This window comes from Paenisporosarcina sp. P4_B8 (genome assembly GCF_056402175.1).
The window spans coordinates 16,271-37,667 of the sequence record NZ_JBFUHX010000021.1; the positions used below are offsets into that span (position 1 = coordinate 16,271).

The following is a 21,397-nucleotide window of genomic DNA, read 5'->3' on the forward strand; positions in this document are numbered from 1 at the left end:
TAAATCATTCGTGTTTAGGAGTGTGACCAATGAAGTGGAAACGCAGTGAGCGGCTCGTTGATATGACTCATTATTTGTTAGACCATCCCCAACAGTTAATTCCATTAACATTGTTTGCGGATATGTACCAATCTGCTAAATCTTCAATAAGTGAAGATTTGACAATTGTGAAAGAAACGTTCGAAGAAAAAGGCATCGGCTTGTTAATGACAGTCCCAGGGGCCGCTGGCGGGGTTAAGTATATTCCAAGTATGCGTGATGAGGCGGTTCGTGAAGTCATTAAAGACTTTATGGAAGAGCTTGGTCACTCAGACCGTTTGTTACCTGGTGGGTATTTATTTATGACGGATTTACTTGGAAATCCTGAACTGATGAATCGTGTAGGAAAAGTATTTGCTTCAGCGTTTGCCAAACAACCAATCGATGTCATTATGACCGTGGCGACAAAAGGGATTCCGATTGCTCATGCTATTGCTCGTCACTTAAATGTACCTGTTGTGGTCGTACGTCGAGATAGCAAAGTTACGGAGGGTTCTACTGTCAGCATTAACTATGTTTCTGGATCTTCACGTCGTATCCAGACGATGGTGTTGTCCAAACGCAGTATGAAGAGTGGACAACGTGTTCTTATTACGGACGACTTCATGAAAGTCGGCGGTACAATGAATGGCATGAAAAACTTGCTTGAAGAATTCAATTGCCAATTAGCAGGTGTTGCCGTATTAGTTGAAGCGGAGCACGCTGACGAACAGTTAATTGAAAATTATTTATCACTTGTAAAACTGCATGAAGTAAATGAAAAAGATCGTACGATTGCTTTAACAGAAGGTAATTATTTTTCGAAAGGTGGAAATGAATAATGAAAGCAGTATCGACAACTAAAGCACCAGCAGCAATAGGACCATACGTTCAAGGAATGATTGTAAACGGCATGTTTTATAGTTCGGGGCAAATTCCGTTGACAGCTGAAGGGAATATGGTGGAAGGGTCAATTACAGAACAAACTCACCAAGTTTTCGCAAATTTAAAAGCTGTACTTGAAGAAGCGGGATCATCTTTACAACAAGTGGTGAAGACAACTGTCTTCATTAAGAATATGAATGACTTTGTTGTATTCAACGAAATATATGGTCAGCATTTTGGTGAACATAAACCTGCACGTTCCACTGTTGAAGTGGCACGTTTGCCGAAAGATGCACAAGTGGAAATAGAAGTTATCGCGTTAATTTCATAAGATATTTTCGAGCCATAGAGATATTTTCTATGGTTCTTTTATTGCCCTCTTAAATATTTTAAAAATTCAATTAAAAAAGAAGGGAAAATATGATAAATGTAGAATATAGTTGTCAGAGACTGTAAGGCATCTAAGAAGAAAGGTGGTGAGACAATGGAAGTAACTGATGTAAGATTACGTCGAGTACAAACCGATGGCCGCATGCGTGCCATTGCTTCCATCACACTAGACAGCGAGTTTGTCGTTCATGATATTCGTGTCATTGACGGTAATACAGGGCTATTTGTGGCCATGCCAAGTAAACGGACACCAGATGGAGAATTTCGAGATATTGCACACCCGATTAATTCTGGGACACGTACAAAAATTCAAGAAGCTGTATTGAACGCTTACGAGGAGTCTAGCGAAGAAGACATGATTCCCTATGAAGAAGCAGGAGCTTAATAGATTAGATTAAGAGACTTGTCATGTCGTATGATAGGTTTCTTTTTTTTGTATTAACATTAATCACTCTCTCTTTAGATGACGGCGTTTTCGACGTCCATGCCATTGCTCTGACGACGTCATCTAGTATTTTGATTTCAAATGGATTGGCCATCAAGGTAATAGGAGACTAAACTTCCTCTATCATATTAACGTTAAAATATTATTCCTATCATGTACTAAATTCTCTATGTTCGTCATGCAAAATGTGAAAGAGAAGAGAAATAACAAGAAAAGGACTTCCACCTTAGGGTGAGAAGTCCCTTTTAATGTCTAGTTTTAAAAGCCAGCCTGCACATAGTAAATGGACAAAAAACCCAAAATTAGAGAAGGTCTGTGCCTTGGCCGGAGTCAGGTTAGGGAGAGATTTTGTGCTCATCTCCAAGCTTTAGTACAAAATCAAGAGTGTCTCTTAGATTTTTTAAATAAAAAAGGTTAATAATAATGGTTTTGTCATCAATTTGTCAAGCGGGATTTCCTTGAATTACGGGTCTATTTCGGCTATAGTCAAAAGAGTAAATTGAACCTATTGGAGGACTCACTAGATGGCACAAACATATGCAGTGGTATTAGCTGCTGGTCAAGGTACACGTATGAAGTCCAAATTATATAAAGTACTACATCCTGTCTGTGGCAAACCGATGGTTGAACATGTGGTCGATCACATTCAAGGTATTGGAGCCGAACGAATTGTGACAATCGTTGGCCACGGTGCTGAAAAAGTACAGGATCAACTGGGAAGCCGTAGTGAGTACGCACTTCAAGAACAACAACTCGGTACGGCCCATGCAGTATTGCAGGCAAGTGAGGTATTAGGAAATCTATCTGGGACAACTCTTGTCATTTGTGGTGATACTCCGCTGATTCGCCCAGAAACGATGAAAGCGCTTCTAGCACACCATCACGAAACGGCTGCGAAAGCAACGATTCTTACTGGGATTCCTGAAAATCCTACAGGCTATGGCCGCATTATTCGTAATGCAGAAGGACATGTTGAACGCATCGTGGAACAAAAAGATGCTTCGCCTGAAGAACAAAAAGTGAAAGAAATTAACTCTGGCACATACTGCTTTGACAATGAATCCTTATTCGCAGCGTTAAAACTTGTGAAAAATGATAATTCTCAAGGTGAATATTATTTACCGGATGTTATTGAAATATTGAAAAACCAGGGCTCTATCATTTCTGCTTATGCGACAGATGATTTTGAAGAGACTCTAGGCGTAAATGATCGTGTGGCACTATCGCAAGCTGAAACATTGATGCGCGAGCGGATCGTTGAGAAACATATGCGCAACGGTGTAACTATTATTAATCCAACAAATACATTCATCAGCGCGGATGCGGTAATCGGTTCAGATACAGTGTTGCAACCTGGTGTCATAATTGAAGGAGTCAGTGAAATAGGGGAAGATTGCCTGATTGGTCCGAATAGTCATATCACAAACAGCAAAATCGGTCATCGTACAACTGTCCATTCGTCCGTTGTCACTCAAAGTGTTATTGGGGAAGATACGGCTGTTGGTCCGTTTGCACATATTCGCCCAGATTCAGAAATTGGCAATGCTGCAAAAATCGGCAACTTTGTTGAAATTAAGAAAACGAAATTAGGTAACCAATCGAAAGTATCACACCTAAGTTATATTGGTGATGCTGAGGTTGGTGAACGAGTAAATATTGGCTGTGGTACGATTACAGTGAACTATGATGGTAAGAATAAATTTGTTACAACAATTGATAATGATTCATTCGTAGGTTGTAATTCGAATTTGATTGCTCCTGTCAGCATTGGTCAAGGCGCTTATGTAGCAGCTGGATCGACCATTACGAAAAATGTGCCGGCGCAAGCTTTGGCAATTGGTCGAGTCCGTCAAGAAAACAAAGAAGGATATGTCAAAAAAAACTAAACTTAAAATAATAGGAGGAACATCATGGCTTACCATTATGCAGATACTAAATTAAAAATCTTTTCATTAAACTCAAACCATTCACTTGCGAAAGAATTGGCGGATGAAGTTGGGGTATCTCTAGGGAAAATTTCCGTAAACCGTTTTAGTGATGGTGAAGTTCAAATAAACATTGAAGAAAGTATTCGTGGCTGTGACGTCTTCATCATTCAGTCAACTTCTTCTCCTGTAAATGAAAACTTAATGGAGCTTTTAATTATGGTAGATGCTGTGAAACGTGCTTCAGCACGCACAGTTAACGTTGTTCTTCCTTACTATGGTTATGCCCGCCAAGACCGTAAAGCACGTGCTCGTGAACCAATCACGGCTAAATTAGTGGCAAACCTTCTTGAAACTGCTGGTGCAACTCGTGCTATCGTGTTAGATTTGCATGCACCTCAAATCCAAGGTTTCTTCGATATTTTAATCGATCATTTAATCGCGGTACCTATTTTGTCTGACTACTTCTTAGAGAAAAACATTGACCCATCTGAAATCGTGATTGTTTCTCCTGATCACGGTGGAGTTACACGTGCACGCAAAATGGCAGATAGATTGAAAGCACCAATTGCCATCATCGACAAACGTCGCCCGCGTCCTAATGTTGCAGAAGTAATGAACATTGTTGGTAATGTGGAAGGCAAAATAGCCATCCTAATCGACGATATCATTGATACAGCGGGTACAATTACAATCGCTGCGAATGCATTAGTAGAAAGTGGCGCGAAAGAAGTATATGCATGCTGTACACATCCTGTATTATCAGGTCCAGCAATCGAACGTATCGATAACTCAGTAATTAAAGAGTTAGTCATCACGAACTCAATCGAATTACCTGAAGAAAAGAATTCTCCAAAAATCATTCAATTGTCAGTTGCCCATCTTTTAGCTGAAGCAATTGTTCGTGTGTTTGAAGAGAAATCTGTCAGCACTTTATTCGATTGATGCGTCGAATGTTTCATTTTCTGTAAGTTGGGTAAACATAATACCAGAATGACTTACACAGGAGAGTGAAAATAGATGGCTACAACAGTAAAAACACAATCACGTGAAATAGGTAAACGATCTAATTTAACGAAATTACGCGATGAGGGCTTTGTGCCTGCAGTCGTATATGGTTATAAAACAGAATCTTCTTCAATCGCAGTTAGCGAATTGGATTTATTAAAAACACTTCGTGAGGTTGGGCGCAACGGCGTAATGAAATTAGACGTTGATGGTAAACCAGTAAATGTAGTATTAAGTGACTACCAAATGGACGTTTTGAAAGGTAAGTTCGTCCATGCTGATTTCTTGGCCATCAATATGTCTGATGAATTAGATGTTAACGTAAAGATTGTCACAACTGGCGATTCAGCTGTCGTTAAAGAAGGCGGCGTATTGAGCCAACCAAATCGTGAAGTGACAATCAAAGTAAAACCTTCTGCAATTCCTGATTCAATTGAAGTAGATGTATCGGGTCTTGCAATTGGTGAGACATTAACAGTTGCTGATATTCGTGATAAATCTGAATATAATATCTTGAATGAAGATGATTTCACGTTAGTATCCGTTTCTGCGCCTCGTTCGGATGAAGAGTTAGAAACTACTGCTGATGAACCAGCTGTAGCGGAAGACGGAGAAAGCGAAGAAGCGTCTAAAATTGAAGGCCAACCAAAAGCAGAAACAAAAGAATAACCAGTATAATCAAAATGGGATTGTCTTTGGACAGTCCCATTTTTTTTATGAACTATGTGCTTTGTGGTAAAATGGGAATCATTCAGAAGATAAAGGACGTATCGTTTATGAAAATGATTATCGGACTGGGCAACCCGGGGAAACCGTATGAACACACAAGGCATAATATTGGTTTTGATGTGGTGGATGAGTTGGCAAATCGATACAATTCTCCATTGAATCAAATGAAGTTCAAAGGAATGTACACTATAGTACATAGACCTGAAGGAAAAGTTTTACTCGTTAAACCGCTTACTTATATGAATCTTTCTGGCGAATGTGTGGTCCCGATGATGGATTACTACGAAATAGCAGAAGAAGATATTGTGGTCATTTATGATGACCTGGATCTGTCGGTAGGTAAACTGAGACTTCGTCAAAAAGGCAGTGCAGGCGGACATAATGGCATTAAATCGTTGATACATCATTTAGGTACACAAAACTTCAATCGCATCCGAGTAGGCGTAGATCGCCCACCTGCAGGCATGAAGGTACCTGACTATGTGTTATCAAGGTTTACATCAGAGGAAAAACCTTTGATGGATGAAGCCTTGAAAAAAAGTGCAGATGCCTGCGAAGATTGGTTATCTTCACCTTTTCTTGAAGTGATGAATCGTTTTAATGGTGCATAAGGAATAAATTGAGTTCGACCGGTCTATACTTTGAAAAAGGAGGCCGGTCCGTACTATGGCAATTCATGTAAAGTGTCGGCACTGCAAGACAGAAATGGGGCAGCTATCAGGCCAATCCGCTCTGCAGCATGGTCGAGTAAAGCAAATGAGAGAAGAATTTGCAGAAGAGTTCTTCACACAAGATGAAGAAGGAACACTAACAGTGTCCAGTATTTGTGAGCATTGTGAAAAATCTCTACGAGATAACCCAAACTACTATGCTATACAAAAGTGGATACAATAAGAATAAGCTTTGGCGCGGGTCTCGCGCACAAAGCCTTTTTCTGTTTAGATAGCACTGGTTTTTGGTTATTAGAGTGATAGAACACATCTCTATCTTTTCATGTCTTGCTCCAAGTGCCAGCCCGCACCTAAGCTTGGGCCAACAGGATGTTGGTTATGAAGGCGTCGCGACACGATGTCGCGGATTTAGCCTTCCTTCCCAATATCATGCGAAAGCAGGCTTTCGAATCGGACTTCCAGCACCGGCGTCGGGCTAGATTGGCACTTTGCGCTTTTCTTATAAGGAGGTTCGTATGGAACCATTACATCAATTATTTACGAAAGACCATCATATAAAGACGTTGCTGACAGATCTTCAAACTGGAGTCGATCAGCAGCTGGTGACAGGCCTCGCAGGAGGAGCCCGTCCACTATTTATACACTCTATGGCAAAGGAGACGGAGAGACCGATTTTAGTAGTGTCCCCGAATCTATTACAGGCACAGCGATTGTTTGAAGATATGGTAAAGCTGCTAGGTGAAGATGAAGTTCGTTTATATCCAGCTGATGAATTAATCGCGGCAGATTTGTCTGTATCGAGTCCAGAGCTTCGTGCAGAGCGTATTGAAACGCTTGATTTCATGCTGTCCCAAAAACGAGGAGTTGTCATCACACCAATTGCAGGTCTTCGTCGCCATATGCCAAATTTAGCTCAATGGAGAGCGAGTCGCCTAGAAACAGCTATCGGACAAGAAGTGAAAATGGACGAATGGCTCGATCAGTTAGTGGCGATGGGTTACTCCAGGCAAGCAATGGTTACCGCGCCGGGTGAGTTTGCTTTGCGTGGAGGTATTTTGGATATTTATCCGATTTACTTGCAACACCCAGTACGTCTTGAATTTTTCGATACTGAAGTGGATTCAATACGCACGTTTTCTGCGGAAGATCAGCGTTCCATTGAAAAGCTGAAAGAAGTCTGTATCCTGCCAGCAACGGAATTTGTGTGGACGCGACAACAACTTATGATTCTGGCTGAGAAATTAGAAGAATCATTGGCTGGTAGTTTAAAAAAATTGAAGAAGCCCGAAACGAAAGAACTTCTGCTTCAACATATCAATCATGACATCGAATTGCTGAGACAAGGCGATATTCCAGAACAAATGACGAAGTATGTATCCATTCTCGAAGACCACCCTACTTTCCTGGGCGATTATTTTGCTCAAGACGGTTTGGTGTTATTTGATGAGCTCGGTCGTATACAAGAGACAACGGATTCATTGGAACGTGAAGAGAAAGATTGGTATGTTTCATTGCTTGAAGAAGGCAAGACGGTTCATGATGTAAAGCTTTCGTTCAGTTTTAAAGAAATTCTTGGGATGTTGGATCAGAAGAAAATTTATTTTTCTTTGTTTGCTCGTACTTTCTCGGGTATTCCTTTAAAGAAATCGATTGCGTTTTCTTGTAAACCAATGCAACATTTCCATGGGCAAATGAGTGTCCTAAAAAACGAAATGGAACGGTTTGAAGTCGGCAAGTTCTTTATTTTTGTCATGGCTGAAGGAAATGAACGTCAGAAAAAAGTAAAAGACGTTTTGGAAGATTACGGGATGGACAGTCATGTCCTTACGAAACAAGAAGCACCTGATCAACCAGGGATATATATTATCGATGGAGAAATTTCGAGTGGTTTTGAATTGCCACTCCAACGAATTGCGTTAATGACGGACGAGGAACTATTTAAACAGCGACCTAAAAAGAAATCACGTCCACAAAAAATGACGAATGCTGAACGAATCAAAAGTTACTCCGAAATCAAACCTGGTGATCATATTGTTCATATTCACCACGGGATTGGGAAATATATAGGCATTGAAACGCTTGAAATCAATGGCATTCACAAAGACTATTTGCACATTCGCTACCGTGCGGAAGATAAATTGTTTGTACCGGTCGATCAAATCGATCAAATTCAAAAATATGTCGCCTCGGAAGAGAGAGAGCCTAAGCTCCATAAGTTAGGTGGAGCAGATTGGAAGAAAACAAAAACTAAAGTCTCGGCAGCAGTACAAGACATTGCGGATGACTTAATAAAACTATATGCCAAACGCGAATCTGAAAAAGGGCATGCTTTTGAGCCTGATCAAGATATGCAACAAGCTTTTGAAACGGCTTTTCCATATGAAGAAACAGACGATCAATTGCGCTCCATTGAAGAAGTTAAACGTGATATGGAAAAAGAGCGACCAATGGACCGTTTGATTTGTGGGGACGTTGGGTACGGCAAGACGGAAGTGGCAATTCGTGCAGCTTTTAAAGCTGTGCAGGACAGCAAACAAGTGGCCTTCCTTGTACCGACGACCATCTTGGCACAACAGCATTACGAAACAATGAAAGAGCGATTTGCCGATTTCCCTGTGGAAGTTGGTTTGTTGAGTCGATTCCGTTCGAAAAAGCAACAAACCGAAACAACAAAAGGATTAAAAGCAGGCACAATCGATGTAGTCGTGGGCACACATCGTTTATTATCAAAAGACATTGTGTATCACGATTTAGGATTGCTTATTGTCGATGAAGAACAACGCTTTGGTGTGACACATAAAGAAAAAATCAAGCAATTGAAAACGAATGTAGATGTCTTGACGTTAACAGCGACCCCAATTCCAAGAACACTACATATGTCGATGATAGGTGTACGTGATTTATCGGTAATCGAAACGCCACCAGCCAATCGTTTCCCAGTGCAGACATATGTAATGGAACAGAACGGTGCATTAGTGCGAGAAGCCATAGAACGTGAAATGGCGCGAGGAGGCCAAGCGTTTTATCTATACAATCGTGTAGAAGATATGGCACGCAAAGTGGATGAAATCCAAATGCTTGTGCCTGAAGCACGTGTTGGCTTTGCACATGGGCAAATGACTGAAAGAGAGTTAGAGTCCGTCATTCTGGCATTTTTGGAGGGTGATTACGATGTACTCGTTACTACAACGATTATTGAAACAGGGATTGATATCCCTAATGTTAATACACTTATAGTGCAAAATGCAGATCGCATGGGACTCTCTCAACTGTATCAACTAAGAGGTCGTGTCGGCCGTTCAAACCGTGTGGCTTATGCATACTTCATGTACCAACGGGATAAAGTGCTGACAGATGTCGCTGAAAAACGATTGCAAGCTATTAAAGAATTTACCGAACTCGGTTCAGGATTTAAAATTGCCATGCGTGATTTATCGATTCGCGGAGCGGGGAATCTACTTGGTTCACAGCAACATGGCTTTATTGATTCGGTTGGATTTGATTTATACGCACAAATGTTACAAGAAGCAATCGAAGAGAAACAAACCGGCGTGAAACAGGAAGAAGTGCTTGATGTCGAGATTTCCTTGCCGTTTGATGCCTATTTGCCAGATGCCTACATTCCTGACGGATTCCAAAAAATTCAGATGTATAAACGAATTAAAGCTGTTGAGAGTGAGAAAGACTACGCAGATTTAGTGGATGAATTAATTGACCGTTTTGGAAATATGCCGATTGAAGCAGAACGATTAATGCGAATTGCCCGTATTAAAGTTTGGGCAAAAATTTCAGGTGTTGAATCGATTAAAGAACAACATAAACAATTGGTCATAAAATTATCGAAAAAAGGCACACAAAATACGAATGGTGCCATGTTAGTGGAATCTTCAATGGACTATGGGAGAGCGGTTGGTTTCCAAATGAATAACCAACAACAATTACTTGTAACAATTGATGAAAAGAAAACTGCCAAACATCATCCATTTGATGTTTTGGAAGCTATGATGAGGCATTTGCCTGAAGCTCGAAAAGAAGTGAATTCCTTTGTTGGGGAGTAATGGAGACGCTTGCATATTTTATCCAAACATGACGCATACTGAGATAGAAATCAAAGAAATTTGAATTCTGTCGAAAGTGAGGCAACAAAGATGAAAGCTACAGGTATCGTCAGACGAATTGATGACCTAGGCCGTGTCGTCATTCCGAAGGAAATTAGAAGAACGCTTCGTATCCGTGAAGGAGATCCACTCGAAATATTTACGGACCGCGACGGCGAAGTCATTTTAAAAAAGTATTCCCCAATTAATGAACTCGGTGATTTTGCTCAGGAGTATGCTGAAACGCTTTATGCGACACTAGGCACTCCCGCTTTGATTAGCGACCGTGACGAAATGATTGCAGTAGCAGGTGTATCGAAAAAAGATTATTTGAACCGTCGACTGTCTTCTCAAGCAGAAGACATTCTACAAATGCGAACCATCGTGACGGAAAAAATCGAAAAATCGGTGGAATGGATTCCGGGACAAGTAGAACAAGTCAAATCGTATTGTGTAGCACCAATCATTGCTAGTGGTGATCCAATCGGCGCGGTCTACTTACTCTCAAAAGTCCACTTCATCGGTGAAGCCGAAATCAAAGCAGTAGAAACAGCAGCCCATTTCCTAGCCAAACAAATGGAACACTGAAAAGTGAAGTGCGCCGTGGTAGACCGACGCCGGCGCTGGAAGGATGAAAGGTGAATGAATCGCCTTTCTGACCCCAAAGGGCCCGCGGACTGGCGTACGTAACTAGACACTGTTAAGTGAAGTAAGCATCGGAACTGGAACTGAAAAGCGAAAAGCGTCTTCTTAATCAAATAAGAAGACGTTTTTTTCGTGTTATAATATACTCATCAAAAGCGCGGAATCCGTGCATGGAACGAGCCACTGTGATTGGAATGAGGAACAACTATGAACAACGAATGGACGATGCAAAAATTTATGAAAGGCACAGTTTTATTAACCATTGCCGCCTTAATCGTCAAAGCGCTAAGCGCAGTCTACAGAATCCCTTTTCAAAACATTGTGGGAGATCAAGGATTTTACATATACCAACAAGTTTATCCATTCATTGGAGTGCTAACCGTTTGGACGTCGTATGGCTTTGCGGTAGCCATTTCAAAACTATTGGCCGATACACATGACCAACCAGAATCCAATCAACGAGTAACTATTTTACGAACTGCTTTTATTTATTTAAGCGTAATATCAATCATTAGTTTTTCCTTGTTGTTTTCGGGAGCCGATGTGCTTGCCCGTTGGATGGGGGATGGGGAACTTGCGCAATTACTACGTACTGGCTCTTTTGTCGTATTATTGATGCCTGTGTTGGCTTTGTTGAAAGGATCTTTTCAAGCGGAAGGTCGAATGGAGCCAGTCGCTTATGGACAAGTAGTGGAGCAAACGGTTCGGGTGACGGTTATTTTAGTAGGAACATTTATTGTGGTGAAAACAGGCGCGTCTTTGTATGTTGCCGGAAGCACTGCTTTGTTAGGTGCTATCGTTGGTGAGATTGCAGGCATTGTGTTGCTTTTATTATTTGTTCGAAAAAAAACCAAACATGAAGTAGGAATGAGAGTTCATAAGCACGTTAAAGTTGGACCCATTATCAAGGATTTGACCATTATTAGTTTAAGTGTCAGCATGAGCTCGCTCATTTTACTTTTTTTTCAACTGGTTGACTCTTTTACAATTTTCAGTAGTTTGACGGAAACAGGGATGGACCGAATAACTGCAATGGAAACGAAAGGCACGTATGACAGAGGATTGCCCCTCGTCCAAATGGGCATTCTCATCGCTTCAACCTTGTCACTTTCCATCGTTCCGTTGATTGCGCACACAACGCAAAAGAAGACAGGCCGAAATGCGATTCCATATGCGCAATTAACGTTTCGAATTGCTCTTTTATTTGGAACCGCAGCCACACTGGGACTAATTCTAGTGTTACCGCCAGTTAATGAAATGTTGTTTGAAACAAGAGATTTATCCGCCACATTGATGGTATTTTGCATCCAAATCTTTTGGCTTTCATTAATTTTAACGATGACTTCTTTATTGCAAGGGTTGGGGAAAGTGGTCCTTCCTGCATTTTTACTGATTGTGGGACTCGTATTGAAGTGGTTGTGTAATGCTTGGTTGTTGCCTAAGATGGGAATTATGGGAGCGGCAATTGCCAGTAATGTTGGCTTCGCCTTCATTGCAATCAGTTTATATGTCTATGTCTATTCAATTTGGAAGATTCGTTTTGCGAATACCAGATTTTATGGTCATTTAGGTGTCGCTTCATTATTAATGATTTGTAGCGTATTAACATGGATGTATGTAGCTGATGGTTGGTTATTTGATGGACTTTCCAGCCGCTTCGCTGCGATGTTGACGGCCCTCACCAGCGTGGGTTTAGGTGCAACTGTATTTTTGCTTTACATCGCCAAAAGTCGAATAATTGCCGAGAAGGAATGGTTCTTATTACCACTCGGACGAAGAATGGCCATGATTCAATTGTGGCTTTACGGTAAAAAAAGAAAGTGGTGATTCTTATGAATACAATTACAGTGCTTGGTCTTGGAGCAGGGGACTTGGAACAATTGCCGTTAGGTGTATATAAAACATTGCTGAAAGCACAACGACTGTATGTGCGAACAGCTGAACATCCCGTATTACAAGAATTAAAGGATGAAGGCATTACATATGAAAGCTTTGATGCAGTTTATGAAAAACATGATGCATTTGAAGCGGTATATAAAGAGATTGTCGAAACGCTAATAACACTATCTCAATCCGGTCCGTTGTTTTATGCCGTTCCGGGTCATCCATTAGTGGCTGAACAGACTGTTCAATGGTTGGTGGATGCAGAAAAAGAGGGGCGTATTCAACTTGAAATTGTGGGCGGACAAAGTTTCCTGGACCCAATTTTCAATGCTCTGCGTATTGATCCTATTGAAGGTTTTCAATTACTTGATGGAACAATGTTCAAACGGGATGATGTCCAGATGTCCCAACATGTATTGATTGCACAAGTATATGATGCCTACAGTGCATCCGAGGTAAAGTTGACGTTAATGGAAAAATATCCGGAAGACTACCCGGTTACCATCGTCACAGCAGCCGGCTCAAGTGGAGAAGTACTCCGCACCGTACCTTTGTATGAGCTGGACCGTGCTGCTGAATTGAACAATTTGACGACCGTTTATGTACCACCAGCTAATAACCGTGAAGCCCGCTTGAAAGAGTGGTCCATATTTAGAGAAATTATTGCGAAGCTGCGTGCACCAGATGGTTGTCCGTGGGACCGTGAACAAACACATGAAACGTTAAAGAAATATTTAATTGAAGAAGTGCATGAATTTTTACAAGCTGTAAACGATCAGGATGACGATGGAATGATTGAAGAACTCGGAGACGTGTTGCTGCAAGTGTTTTTACATGCTCAAATCGGAGAAGATGAAGGATATTTCAGTTTGGAAGATGTTCTTGAAAGCGTATCTTCGAAAATGATTCGTAGACATCCGCATGTTTTTGGCGATGTGGAAGTAGAAAATTCAGAGGACGTGTTGCGCAATTGGCAACAACTGAAGTCAGCAGAAAAAGGCAACGACAAAACCCGAATTCTGGATGGACAAGAGCGCTCGGAATCTTCACTTTTAACTTCGTACAATTTCCAAAAAGCCGCCGCGAAAGTAGGGTTTGACTGGCCGGAAGTAGAGGGTGCCTGGTTGAAATTTGAAGAGGAATGGGAAGAATTCAGACATGAAATTTTGAATGGTTCAGCAACATCACAGCTGGATGAGTTGGGCGATGTGCTATTTACGATTGTCAATGTAGCGCGCTTTTACGGGCTTTCGCCTGAAGAAGCAATGATGCATGCGAATCGAAAATTCAAAACCCGTTTTCACTACGTCGAAGACAGTGTGACGAAGGGCAAGGGTGAATTCAGCGCATACACGTTGGATGAACTCGAAGAATTTTGGCAACAGGCTAAACAAGCAAAAGGGGATGAATGACATGAGATTAGATAAATTTTTAAAAGTATCACGACTGATTAAACGACGTACACTTGCAAAAGAAGTCGCTGATCAAGGCCGTATCACAATTAATGGCAAAGTAAGTAAAGCCAGCTCCGTCGTGAAGGTAGGGGATGAATTAGCCATCCGTTTCGGGCAGAAAGTTGTGACGGCTCGCATTGAAATGCTAAAAGATGCAGTTAAAAAAGAAGAATCCACGATGATGTATAGCATCTTAAAAGAAGAGCGTCTGGAGAAAGTCGACCCTGAATTTATAGATGATGAAGATTAAATAAAGAGCATGGCCAAATCTGGTCATGCTTTTTTGTTTGCCTGCATATAGTAAGTGGACTGGACAAGTAAAGGAGGAATTTTATGCAATATCAAGCCGAACATGCATCCATCACGATTCCATCAGGAGATCACGTAGTTAGTTTGCGAAACCGCAAACGTATGGACTTAACATCTGTCAAATCCATTGAGCGATTTGACCAAGAAGAATTCGCTGTACGTACATCGCAAGGTCATTTAAGTATTAGAGGCGAAGAGTTACGCATTGTTCATTTAGATGTGGACAAGGGGTTGCTGACACTTGAAGGTCACGTGCGCACGTTCCAATACGATGAAGAAGAACGTGAACAAAGCCGTAATTTCTTGCATAAATTGTTTGGATGACGATCTCTTATCAATTTTTAAGCCTGTTGGCCATGATTGTCAGTGGCGTGGCCACAGGTTTTTTAGTTGAAAGTTTTCGTGACAGTTGCCAAGCTCTCCGTCCACGTGCTCTATTAAGACGTTTCCAAAAAATAATTGAAATTTTTTTATGGTTGGGATTAGGAATCGCAAGCTTTTATTTATTATTTCAGTTAAGAGATGGGACTTGGCGAATATACGACCCGTGTGCTCAACTCGTCGGAATAATTCTCTATGAGTTATGGTTTCGTAGGCCGTTGCTATTCGTAAGGCATGTATTTATGCGTTTAATCGTGTATCCGATCTGGTGGGTTATTCAACTGATCATCAGGATTATTCGCTCAATTGTCCTCCTCTTTGTTAACATATTTATGATTCCTATACGACCTCTTATTAAATTAATAAAAAAAATTCTAAAATTACTACAAAAATCCCCTTTAAAAATCCCTGAAAAATCTTGAGTTATTGCTTGTTATCGGTTATAATTGCAACTACAAAACGGTTGACAAATTATGGCTGACGAGGAGTGAACAACTTGAGTATGAATAATCATGGTAACGAAGAAAAACGTAATATTGCTTCCATCAACAAGGATTATGTCCGCTCGGTTGAACGCCACGAAAAACGTCAAAAAGCACATAAAGTCCGTTTGTTTAGACGCTTGGCTGCATTTGCAGTCCTTGTAGTCGTGGTTATGGGATGGTTGACTTATACAATGGTAAATCAATCTCGTGTTCTGGCTGCCAAGGAAGATAGAAAAGAACAAGCGCTACAAACTTTGGAAGAAGTGAAAGATCAACAAGATTTGTTGAATTCTCAAATTCTCAAATTAAATGATGATGAATACATTGCGAAGCTTGCCAGAAAAGAATATTTCCTATCTGACGAGGGAGAAATCATTTTTGCAATCCCTGAAAAAGAAGAAAATGAAGGCAAAAACAACGATTCAAAAGAGTAGTCTTATTGACACTCTTTTTTTGTTGGCTATAATTAAGAATGGAGACCTGTATTTTTAGGTCCGCTATTACGATTACAAGGCTTCTAAAGAAGCCGGCTTAATTTTTAAGGAGGAGCATTTTTTTTATGTCAATTGAAGTAGGCAGCAAGGTACAAGGTAAAGTAACAGGAATCACAAATTTCGGCGCATTCGTCGAACTACCAGGTGGCTCAACAGGTCTTGTTCATATCAGTGAAGTCGCTGACAACTATGTGAAAGATATCAACGAGCATTTGAAAGTTGGAGATATGGTTGAAGTAAAAGTGATGAATGTGGAAGCTGACGGCAAAATCGGCTTATCAATTCGTAAAGCCAAGCCACAACCTGAGCGACCAGAACGTCCTCAACGTCCACGCCAAAATAATCGTCAAAACGATCGAGATCGTCCGTTTAAAGAGAATTTTGAGCAAAAAATGGCACGTTTCTTAAAAGATAGTGAAGATCGTTTGTCCACTTTAAAACGTGCAACTGAATCGAAGCGTGGCGGTCGCGGCGCAAAACGAGGATAATTTGCTGGCTGTTTTAATCGTAGAAAAAGTGTTTTGTATAGCATCCCTGTTGTCATACAGGGATGTTTTTTTGTGTTCTAAAAAAGGATTCCTAACGTGATTTAGCGAAATTTATATGGAAAGGAGTGAGGGATATGAAGAAACAACAAATTCTGGAGACTCATAAAAATTATCAAACCTGGTTGGATTCATTGCAAGCGATGAATAAGGAACAAGCAATGAGTCCGCATGCTCCAGGCAAATGGTCGCCCAATGAAATTGTCATGCACTTAGCTGAATGGGATCGTTTTACATTTGAAGAACGACTCCCTGTCATGAAAGAAGGTGCGAAACTTGAAAGTTTCCCGGCGTTCGATGAGTTTAATGCAAAAGCTGCAGCACGTGCTGCTGAACAAACATTTGAAGAAACCGTTACGTATGCGAAAAATGAACGTCAGCGCATCACGCAAAAACTTGAAGAACTAGATGAGAATGAATGGAATAAAGGATTCCACATCGGAGATCACGCTTTGTCGATTACAAGCTATTTTACTGATTTTTCTCAACATGATGAGCATCATAAACGACAAATTGAGCAAATTCGCGGTAGTTAAAGATTGAATTTTGGATAATTCACCTTACATTAAAAAAATTAATTCACATTTCATTTGAAAACGCAAAGAAAAAACCCACAAGAGAATAATGTCTCTTGTGGGTTTTTGGGATGACCCCTACGGGATTCGAACCCGTGTTACCGCCGTGAAAGGGCGGTGTCTTAACCGCTTGACCAAGGGGCCTTGGTGGAAAGTGCTACGTTCAATGTCTAGCTTCAAGCGCCAGCCCGCACCTAAGCTTCAGAAACTCATTCGGAAACAAGTTTCCGAATCGTTTCTTCCAGCGCCGGTGTCGGGCTAGAGTAGCACTTTACGCTTGGGTCCACAGGATGTGGATCATGCATCCGTTGCCGCAGGACGCGGCGAACTTAGGATGCGTACATCAGTATGGCGGCCGAGGGGATCGAACCCCCGACCTCACGGGTATGAACCGTACGCTCTAGCCAGCTGAGCTAGGCCGCCTTTGTTAAAGAACATTTTTAATAATACAAGCGAAGATAGGGTGTGTCAAGCAGTCTTTTGAAAATATATCACGTTTCTTCTGATATTTCGTCGAAATGTTTTTTATGAGGGCTGTCATGAATAGACAAACTTCAAACAAACCTTCTCCTATAATGAAAAACATCGTATGGGAAGGGATTGGTTTCATGAAATCGTGGACAACTGATGGTATGAAGAAAATGCCTGTTTGGAGTCGTTGGGTGCACGTCGTAAAAAAGAAAAAATTGAAAATCACATTATCCGTACTTATTTTATTTTTTGCGTTCTTCTTATCGAAAGCGGTTTTGTTTGAAGCAGCGGTTCCATTTTTTCTACCCATTTGGGCCATTGTGGCAAGGCGGTACCCACGTTATTTACCGTTTGTTTGGATTGGGGGACTCAGTGGGAGCTTGACGCTCGGAATCGGGCAGACCGTCCTCCATGTCCTGCAAGTTGGTGGCTACCAAGCGGTGAGTCAAGTTGTTAAGAACAAAAAGTTGATTCCGTTCCAGGTAGCTATGGTGATTTTGCTTGTCCAGGTTGGATGGCAATGGGTATCGTACGGGGGAGAAATCCCACTATCCGTCTCCTTACTCGTTTTATATGAAAGCATTTTGTCCGCAATCATGACGGTCTTTTTATTCCAATTGTTTGTCCCGATGCACGCTTTAACAACTGCAAAGTGGACGTTTGAACGCATAGGGGCAGCTGTGATGGTAAGCGCATTAATGCTAACGGGAATGGGTGGATTATTGTTTGGGCTCATTTCCATTCCACTTGTTCTCGTTCATGTTATGTTGTTCGGGGCGGTCAGTGTGGGAGGGGTATTCGTAGGGACTGCTGTCGCCACAATCATGGGAACAATCCTAAGTTTGTCTCAATTATCTTTTAGCGGCATGATTGCCGTTTACGCCTTATCCGGATTGTGCGCAGGACTATTTCAAAATAAAGGTCGCATATGGATGGCCATCGGATCGATTGGCGCGGCTCTTTTCTTCACCGTATATGACACGTCACTACCACTTGATAAAGTCTATTTTGCTTCACTGGCTCTCGCGATGATGATTTTTTTCATCATGCCGTCTTCTTGGATAAGCTATGCTCAAAATCAGTTGTTCCCGAAACCTTCTTCCGTGCTTTTTAAAAGACAACAATGGTTGACAAATAAAGTAAATACACAACTTTATGATTTCCAACAGTTCGTTGAGTTCATCACCCAACTTGTGAACGACCGTTTCCCAACTCAAAAAGAAATCGCGTCTACCACACAAACACCCGATTACTCGGTTTGTGGGTCTTGCTTCCGAAAAGACAAATGTTGGGGTGCAGAAGATCAAGGCATGTACCCAATTGTGGATGAATGGAAAGAGGTGCGTGGACATACAAAATCCGGCGTTCGGTATCGTTTAAATGATCGCATTCAAGAAAAATGTGTACGTTCAAGTGGATTGATTGATGCACTTGAAGAAGAATACGCAAACAATAAATTAGCTGGACACTACGCTCATGGCAAGAAAATGCTTGCCTATCAACTACGTGACATGAGTAAGCATGTGAGCGAACTGATGGCAGATCTTCAGCTAAATGAAGCAAACCATGAATCAGAAGAAGAAAAGATTTCTAAACGTCTGGATGAAGCGAAAATTGCACATTTTCAAATTGATATGCTGTCTGAAGAACCGGGAGCAAGGAAAATTGTATGTTGTTTACCGGTGAAACAAGCGGAATGGGAAACGAATCAAATGGTCGGAGAACGATTGATCATTCCTATTCTTCATGAATTATATGATGAACCTTTTGAAATTAGTCGTACAACTGAAATACAAGATCCATTTGCTCATATTCAAATTACATTCCAATCCGCAGTTAGATTCACATATGATTATGGGGTGTTTACAAGGTCTTTCCAGAATACGGTTTACTCAGGTGATGCTCATAGTGTCATTCCTTTGCATAGCGGGCTAGTCGCATTCGTATTATCGGATGGGATGGGGCAGAACATGGAAGCTTACCACGAAAGTAGAAAAGTCATTCGTTTGTTGCGTGAATGCTTGCAACATCAAATGAACCCTGAAACAGCAATGCATACACTACATTATGTTATGTCTCTTAAGCACCATTCTGACTTATATGCTACGGTTGACTTAGCACTACTTGATTTACAACAAGGAAAACTTTGGTCATTTAAAGCAGGGAGCATGTCTACGTATTTGCTGAGAGGGAAAGACTGTGTGAAAATCGATAGTCAAAGTGTACCGATTGGGTTCCTACCAACCATGTCCGTTGATGCGGAAGAACGTATTGTAAAAGATGGAGATATTCTAGTCATGCTGTCAGACGGCATGTTCTCCCCAGAATACTCTTTGGAAGAACAAGAAAATGAACTGATTCGATTGATGAGAAAATATGAATCAACACCTACTAGTTCACTTGCTGATTTATTAGCTGCCGAATTCAGTCGCAAATATCCTGCCGCAGAAGATGATCGAACATTAATTGTTGTGAAAGTGAAGCACTCTGTCCCAGAATGGTCATTATTTTCACCGTCTAATCGAAATATTTCCCGGGAAAGAATGATAAAATAGAATAAAAGCAAGGAGGTGACAAGAAGTTGGATTTTCGGTATGAGATATTGACGTATAATCAGAAACATCAATTGATAAGCGAAGGGGATCGACTTCTTGTCGCATGTTCCGGGGGCGCAGATTCAGTTGCGCTCCTCACTTTTTTACATCAGCAAAAAGAAAATTTGGGAATTGACATTGGCTGTATACATGCAAACCATGGTCTGAGAGATGAAGAGTCCGACGCAGACGAACGTTTTGTAGAAACGTTATGCCAAAAATTAATTATCCCTTTCTATACGAAAACTTTGGAGATACAAGAGATTCTACAAAGTGAAAATGGGAATTTGCAAGATGTATGCCGTCGTGAACGTTATCACTTTTTTGAACAAACGATGAAAGAAAAAAATTATAACAAACTCGCAGTAGCACATCATGCTGACGATCAAGTGGAATCTGTTTTCATGGGGCTGACGAGGGGTACTCGAGCAAATGGGATGTACGCCAAAAGAAGTTTCGGGACTGGTGAGTTGATTCGACCATTGTTATTCGTTACTCGCCAGCAAATCGAACAGTATTTGAACATACAGCAGTATACATATCGTGAGGATTCAAGCAATCAAAAGGATACATACACGCGTAATCGGTTCCGCCATCATATTATGCCGCTGGTTCAAGAAGAAAACCCCAATGTGGCGATGGCTATCTCACATTGGACACTGCAACAGCAACAGGATGAACAGTTACTGCAAAAGTTTGCAGTGAAAGAATATGAGGGAATAATCGTTTTTTCTTCCAGCCATTCTTTGGAGATTGACTTAAGTCGATTCCGAGACATCGAGCTGGCTTTACAAAAAAGGGTCGTTCTACTACTATTAAACTATCTATACCCTAATGAAAAATTATGGTTAAGTCATTCACTTATTGATCAAATCCATAGCCAGTGTCTCGAACGTGACGGTTCAAGTGAGGTTCATCTTCCAAAAGGAAGAAAAGGATACCGCCACTACTCGACGATGTTTTTTTCTTTTGATGGTGCAAACTCTTCCGCCCCCACTTCCGCAACAAGCATTGACATTGGTCAATGGCATTCTGTCGGATCGGATTTGCGGATAAAGTTATGTAACAGGGATGATGGATTTTGTCTTGAGGACGGATGGTATATAACACTTGAGCCAAGTGAGCTGCCAATTCGTTCGAGAGGAAGGTTGACGGGAGATCGATTGTTATTAAAAGGAATGAAGGAGCCCAAACGGTTGTCACGTCTATTGATAGACGAGAAGGTGCCTCGTCAAATCCGTGATGACATCCGATTGCTCGTAACGCAGCAAGAAGAAATTATTGGTGTACCAGGGGTACGATTAGGTACACGTTTTACCACACAACCACATGATGGTTGGACACATAAGATTATGATTAAAAAAGAGAGCAACTAAGCTTGAGGAGGAACCC

At 41.2% G+C, this 21,397-nt stretch carries 20 protein-coding genes and 2 tRNA genes; 20 read left to right on the forward strand and 2 right to left on the reverse strand.

The window, feature by feature from the left end; genetic code table 11:
* Positions 1-29: 29 nt before the first annotated feature.
* The 18 genes from purR to AC1DSK_RS15535 all read left to right on the forward strand — a co-directional run bounded on the left by purR (position 30) and on the right by AC1DSK_RS15535 (position 16,901).
* Entirely contained in the window at positions 30-860 is an 831-nt protein-coding gene (gene purR, locus AC1DSK_RS15450) for a pur operon repressor (protein WP_016429959.1), read from the forward strand.
* A complete protein-coding gene (locus AC1DSK_RS15455; protein ID WP_016429958.1) occupies positions 860-1,234 on the forward strand; it encodes a RidA family protein in 375 nt (124 codons plus the stop codon). Before purR ends, AC1DSK_RS15455 begins: the two co-directional genes overlap by 1 nt.
* Before the next feature lie 153 nt (positions 1,235-1,387).
* Positions 1,388-1,678 (forward strand): septation regulator SpoVG, encoded by a 291-nt coding sequence (spoVG, locus tag AC1DSK_RS15460; protein WP_016429957.1) that lies wholly within the window; start codon positions 1,388-1,390, stop codon positions 1,676-1,678.
* Positions 1,679-2,262: 584 nt separating this feature from the next.
* Entirely contained in the window at positions 2,263-3,624 is a 1,362-nt protein-coding gene (gene glmU, locus AC1DSK_RS15465) for a bifunctional UDP-N-acetylglucosamine diphosphorylase/glucosamine-1-phosphate N-acetyltransferase GlmU (RefSeq protein WP_477548484.1), read from the forward strand.
* Positions 3,625-3,648: 24 nt separating this feature from the next.
* The gene (locus AC1DSK_RS15470; protein WP_016429955.1) at positions 3,649-4,608 is read left to right on the forward strand and encodes a ribose-phosphate diphosphokinase; all 960 of its coding nucleotides are present in this window, start codon (positions 3,649-3,651) and stop codon (positions 4,606-4,608) included.
* Positions 4,609-4,683: 75 nt separating this feature from the next.
* Positions 4,684-5,340 carry a 50S ribosomal protein L25/general stress protein Ctc gene (locus tag AC1DSK_RS15475; protein ID WP_477548485.1) on the forward strand — a complete coding sequence of 219 codons (657 nt, stop codon included), beginning with the start codon at positions 4,684-4,686 and terminating at the stop codon, positions 5,338-5,340.
* Between the two features lie 107 nt (positions 5,341-5,447).
* On the forward strand, positions 5,448-6,011 hold the full coding sequence (gene pth / locus AC1DSK_RS15480) for an aminoacyl-tRNA hydrolase (protein WP_477548486.1): 564 nt from the start codon (positions 5,448-5,450) through the stop codon (positions 6,009-6,011).
* A 55-nt stretch (positions 6,012-6,066) separates the two neighbouring features.
* A complete protein-coding gene (locus tag AC1DSK_RS15485; RefSeq protein WP_016429952.1) occupies positions 6,067-6,294 on the forward strand; it encodes an anti-sigma-F factor Fin in 228 nt (75 codons plus the stop codon).
* A 292-nt stretch (positions 6,295-6,586) separates the two neighbouring features.
* On the forward strand, positions 6,587-10,129 hold the full coding sequence (mfd, locus tag AC1DSK_RS15490) for a transcription-repair coupling factor (protein WP_477548487.1): 3,543 nt from the start codon (positions 6,587-6,589) through the stop codon (positions 10,127-10,129).
* Positions 10,130-10,219: 90 nt separating this feature from the next.
* Positions 10,220-10,756, forward strand: a complete 537-nt coding sequence (spoVT, locus tag AC1DSK_RS15495) for a stage V sporulation protein T (RefSeq protein WP_016429950.1) — start codon at positions 10,220-10,222, stop codon at positions 10,754-10,756.
* 264 nt (positions 10,757-11,020) lie between these two features.
* Complete coding sequence (locus tag AC1DSK_RS15500) at positions 11,021-12,640, forward strand: putative polysaccharide biosynthesis protein (protein ID WP_477548488.1); 1,620 nt, start codon at positions 11,021-11,023, stop codon at positions 12,638-12,640.
* 5 nt (positions 12,641-12,645) lie between these two features.
* Complete coding sequence (gene yabN, locus AC1DSK_RS15505; protein ID WP_477548489.1) at positions 12,646-14,109, forward strand: bifunctional methyltransferase/pyrophosphohydrolase YabN; 1,464 nt, start codon at positions 12,646-12,648, stop codon at positions 14,107-14,109.
* A 1-nt stretch (position 14,110) separates the two neighbouring features.
* Complete coding sequence (locus AC1DSK_RS15510) at positions 14,111-14,401, forward strand: RNA-binding S4 domain-containing protein (RefSeq protein WP_016429947.1); 291 nt, start codon at positions 14,111-14,113, stop codon at positions 14,399-14,401.
* 83 nt (positions 14,402-14,484) lie between these two features.
* Positions 14,485-14,784, forward strand: coding sequence for a sporulation protein YabP (gene yabP, locus AC1DSK_RS15515; protein WP_016429946.1), 300 nt, complete (start codon positions 14,485-14,487; stop codon positions 14,782-14,784).
* Entirely contained in the window at positions 14,781-15,263 is a 483-nt protein-coding gene (gene yabQ / locus AC1DSK_RS15520) for a spore cortex biosynthesis protein YabQ (protein ID WP_477548490.1), read from the forward strand. The genes yabP and yabQ overlap by 4 nt, the downstream gene beginning before the upstream one ends.
* Before the next feature lie 80 nt (positions 15,264-15,343).
* Entirely contained in the window at positions 15,344-15,760 is a 417-nt protein-coding gene (locus AC1DSK_RS15525; protein WP_477548505.1) for an FtsB family cell division protein, read from the forward strand.
* A gap of 125 nt (positions 15,761-15,885) precedes the next feature.
* Positions 15,886-16,308: a S1 domain-containing RNA-binding protein gene (locus AC1DSK_RS15530; RefSeq protein ID WP_016429943.1), complete on the forward strand. Its 423-nt coding sequence runs from the start codon at positions 15,886-15,888 to the stop codon at positions 16,306-16,308.
* A gap of 134 nt (positions 16,309-16,442) precedes the next feature.
* Positions 16,443-16,901, forward strand: a complete 459-nt coding sequence (locus AC1DSK_RS15535; protein ID WP_477548491.1) for a DinB family protein — start codon at positions 16,443-16,445, stop codon at positions 16,899-16,901.
* Positions 16,902-17,012: 111 nt separating this feature from the next.
* Here AC1DSK_RS15535 and AC1DSK_RS15540 read toward each other — a convergent pair.
* Both AC1DSK_RS15540 and AC1DSK_RS15545 read right to left on the reverse strand, forming a co-directional pair.
* Positions 17,013-17,084, reverse strand: a tRNA-Glu gene (locus tag AC1DSK_RS15540).
* Positions 17,085-17,289: 205 nt separating this feature from the next.
* Positions 17,290-17,363, reverse strand: a tRNA-Met gene (locus AC1DSK_RS15545).
* A gap of 116 nt (positions 17,364-17,479) precedes the next feature.
* Here AC1DSK_RS15545 and AC1DSK_RS15550 point away from each other — a divergent pair.
* The gene (locus AC1DSK_RS15550; protein ID WP_477598358.1) at positions 17,480-19,966 is read left to right on the forward strand and encodes a SpoIIE family protein phosphatase; all 2,487 of its coding nucleotides are present in this window, start codon (positions 17,480-17,482) and stop codon (positions 19,964-19,966) included.
* A gap of 26 nt (positions 19,967-19,992) precedes the next feature.
* Entirely contained in the window at positions 19,993-21,381 is a 1,389-nt protein-coding gene (gene tilS / locus AC1DSK_RS15555) for a tRNA lysidine(34) synthetase TilS (RefSeq protein ID WP_477548493.1), read from the forward strand.
* The last annotated feature ends 16 nt before the right edge of the window (positions 21,382-21,397 follow it).

What these genes read in the sequence shown, in the direction of transcription:
- AC1DSK_RS15455 (WP_016429958.1), top strand. Translation starts at nt 860, where the DNA reads ATGAAAGCAGTATCGACAACTAAAGCACCAGCAGCAATAGGACCATAC.
- yabQ (WP_477548490.1), top strand. Translation starts at nt 14,781, where the DNA reads ATGACGATCTCTTATCAATTTTTAAGCCTGTTGGCCATGATTGTCAGT.
- AC1DSK_RS15500 (WP_477548488.1), top strand. Translation starts at nt 11,021, where the DNA reads ATGAACAACGAATGGACGATGCAAAAATTTATGAAAGGCACAGTTTTA.
- pth (WP_477548486.1), top strand. Translation starts at nt 5,448, where the DNA reads ATGAAAATGATTATCGGACTGGGCAACCCGGGGAAACCGTATGAACAC.
- purR (WP_016429959.1), top strand. Translation starts at nt 30, where the DNA reads ATGAAGTGGAAACGCAGTGAGCGGCTCGTTGATATGACTCATTATTTG.
- AC1DSK_RS15530 (WP_016429943.1), top strand. Translation starts at nt 15,886, where the DNA reads ATGTCAATTGAAGTAGGCAGCAAGGTACAAGGTAAAGTAACAGGAATC.
- glmU (WP_477548484.1), top strand. Translation starts at nt 2,263, where the DNA reads ATGGCACAAACATATGCAGTGGTATTAGCTGCTGGTCAAGGTACACGT.
- spoVG (WP_016429957.1), top strand. Translation starts at nt 1,388, where the DNA reads ATGGAAGTAACTGATGTAAGATTACGTCGAGTACAAACCGATGGCCGC.
- AC1DSK_RS15470 (WP_016429955.1), top strand. Translation starts at nt 3,649, where the DNA reads ATGGCTTACCATTATGCAGATACTAAATTAAAAATCTTTTCATTAAAC.
- AC1DSK_RS15510 (WP_016429947.1), top strand. Translation starts at nt 14,111, where the DNA reads ATGAGATTAGATAAATTTTTAAAAGTATCACGACTGATTAAACGACGT.
- yabN (WP_477548489.1), top strand. Translation starts at nt 12,646, where the DNA reads ATGAATACAATTACAGTGCTTGGTCTTGGAGCAGGGGACTTGGAACAA.
- spoVT (WP_016429950.1), top strand. Translation starts at nt 10,220, where the DNA reads ATGAAAGCTACAGGTATCGTCAGACGAATTGATGACCTAGGCCGTGTC.
- AC1DSK_RS15525 (WP_477548505.1), top strand. Translation starts at nt 15,344, where the DNA reads ATGAATAATCATGGTAACGAAGAAAAACGTAATATTGCTTCCATCAAC.
- AC1DSK_RS15475 (WP_477548485.1), top strand. Translation starts at nt 4,684, where the DNA reads ATGGCTACAACAGTAAAAACACAATCACGTGAAATAGGTAAACGATCT.
- mfd (WP_477548487.1), top strand. Translation starts at nt 6,587, where the DNA reads ATGGAACCATTACATCAATTATTTACGAAAGACCATCATATAAAGACG.
- AC1DSK_RS15535 (WP_477548491.1), top strand. Translation starts at nt 16,443, where the DNA reads ATGAAGAAACAACAAATTCTGGAGACTCATAAAAATTATCAAACCTGG.
- AC1DSK_RS15485 (WP_016429952.1), top strand. Translation starts at nt 6,067, where the DNA reads ATGGCAATTCATGTAAAGTGTCGGCACTGCAAGACAGAAATGGGGCAG.
- yabP (WP_016429946.1), top strand. Translation starts at nt 14,485, where the DNA reads ATGCAATATCAAGCCGAACATGCATCCATCACGATTCCATCAGGAGAT.
- AC1DSK_RS15550 (WP_477598358.1), top strand. Translation starts at nt 17,480, where the DNA reads ATGAATAGACAAACTTCAAACAAACCTTCTCCTATAATGAAAAACATC.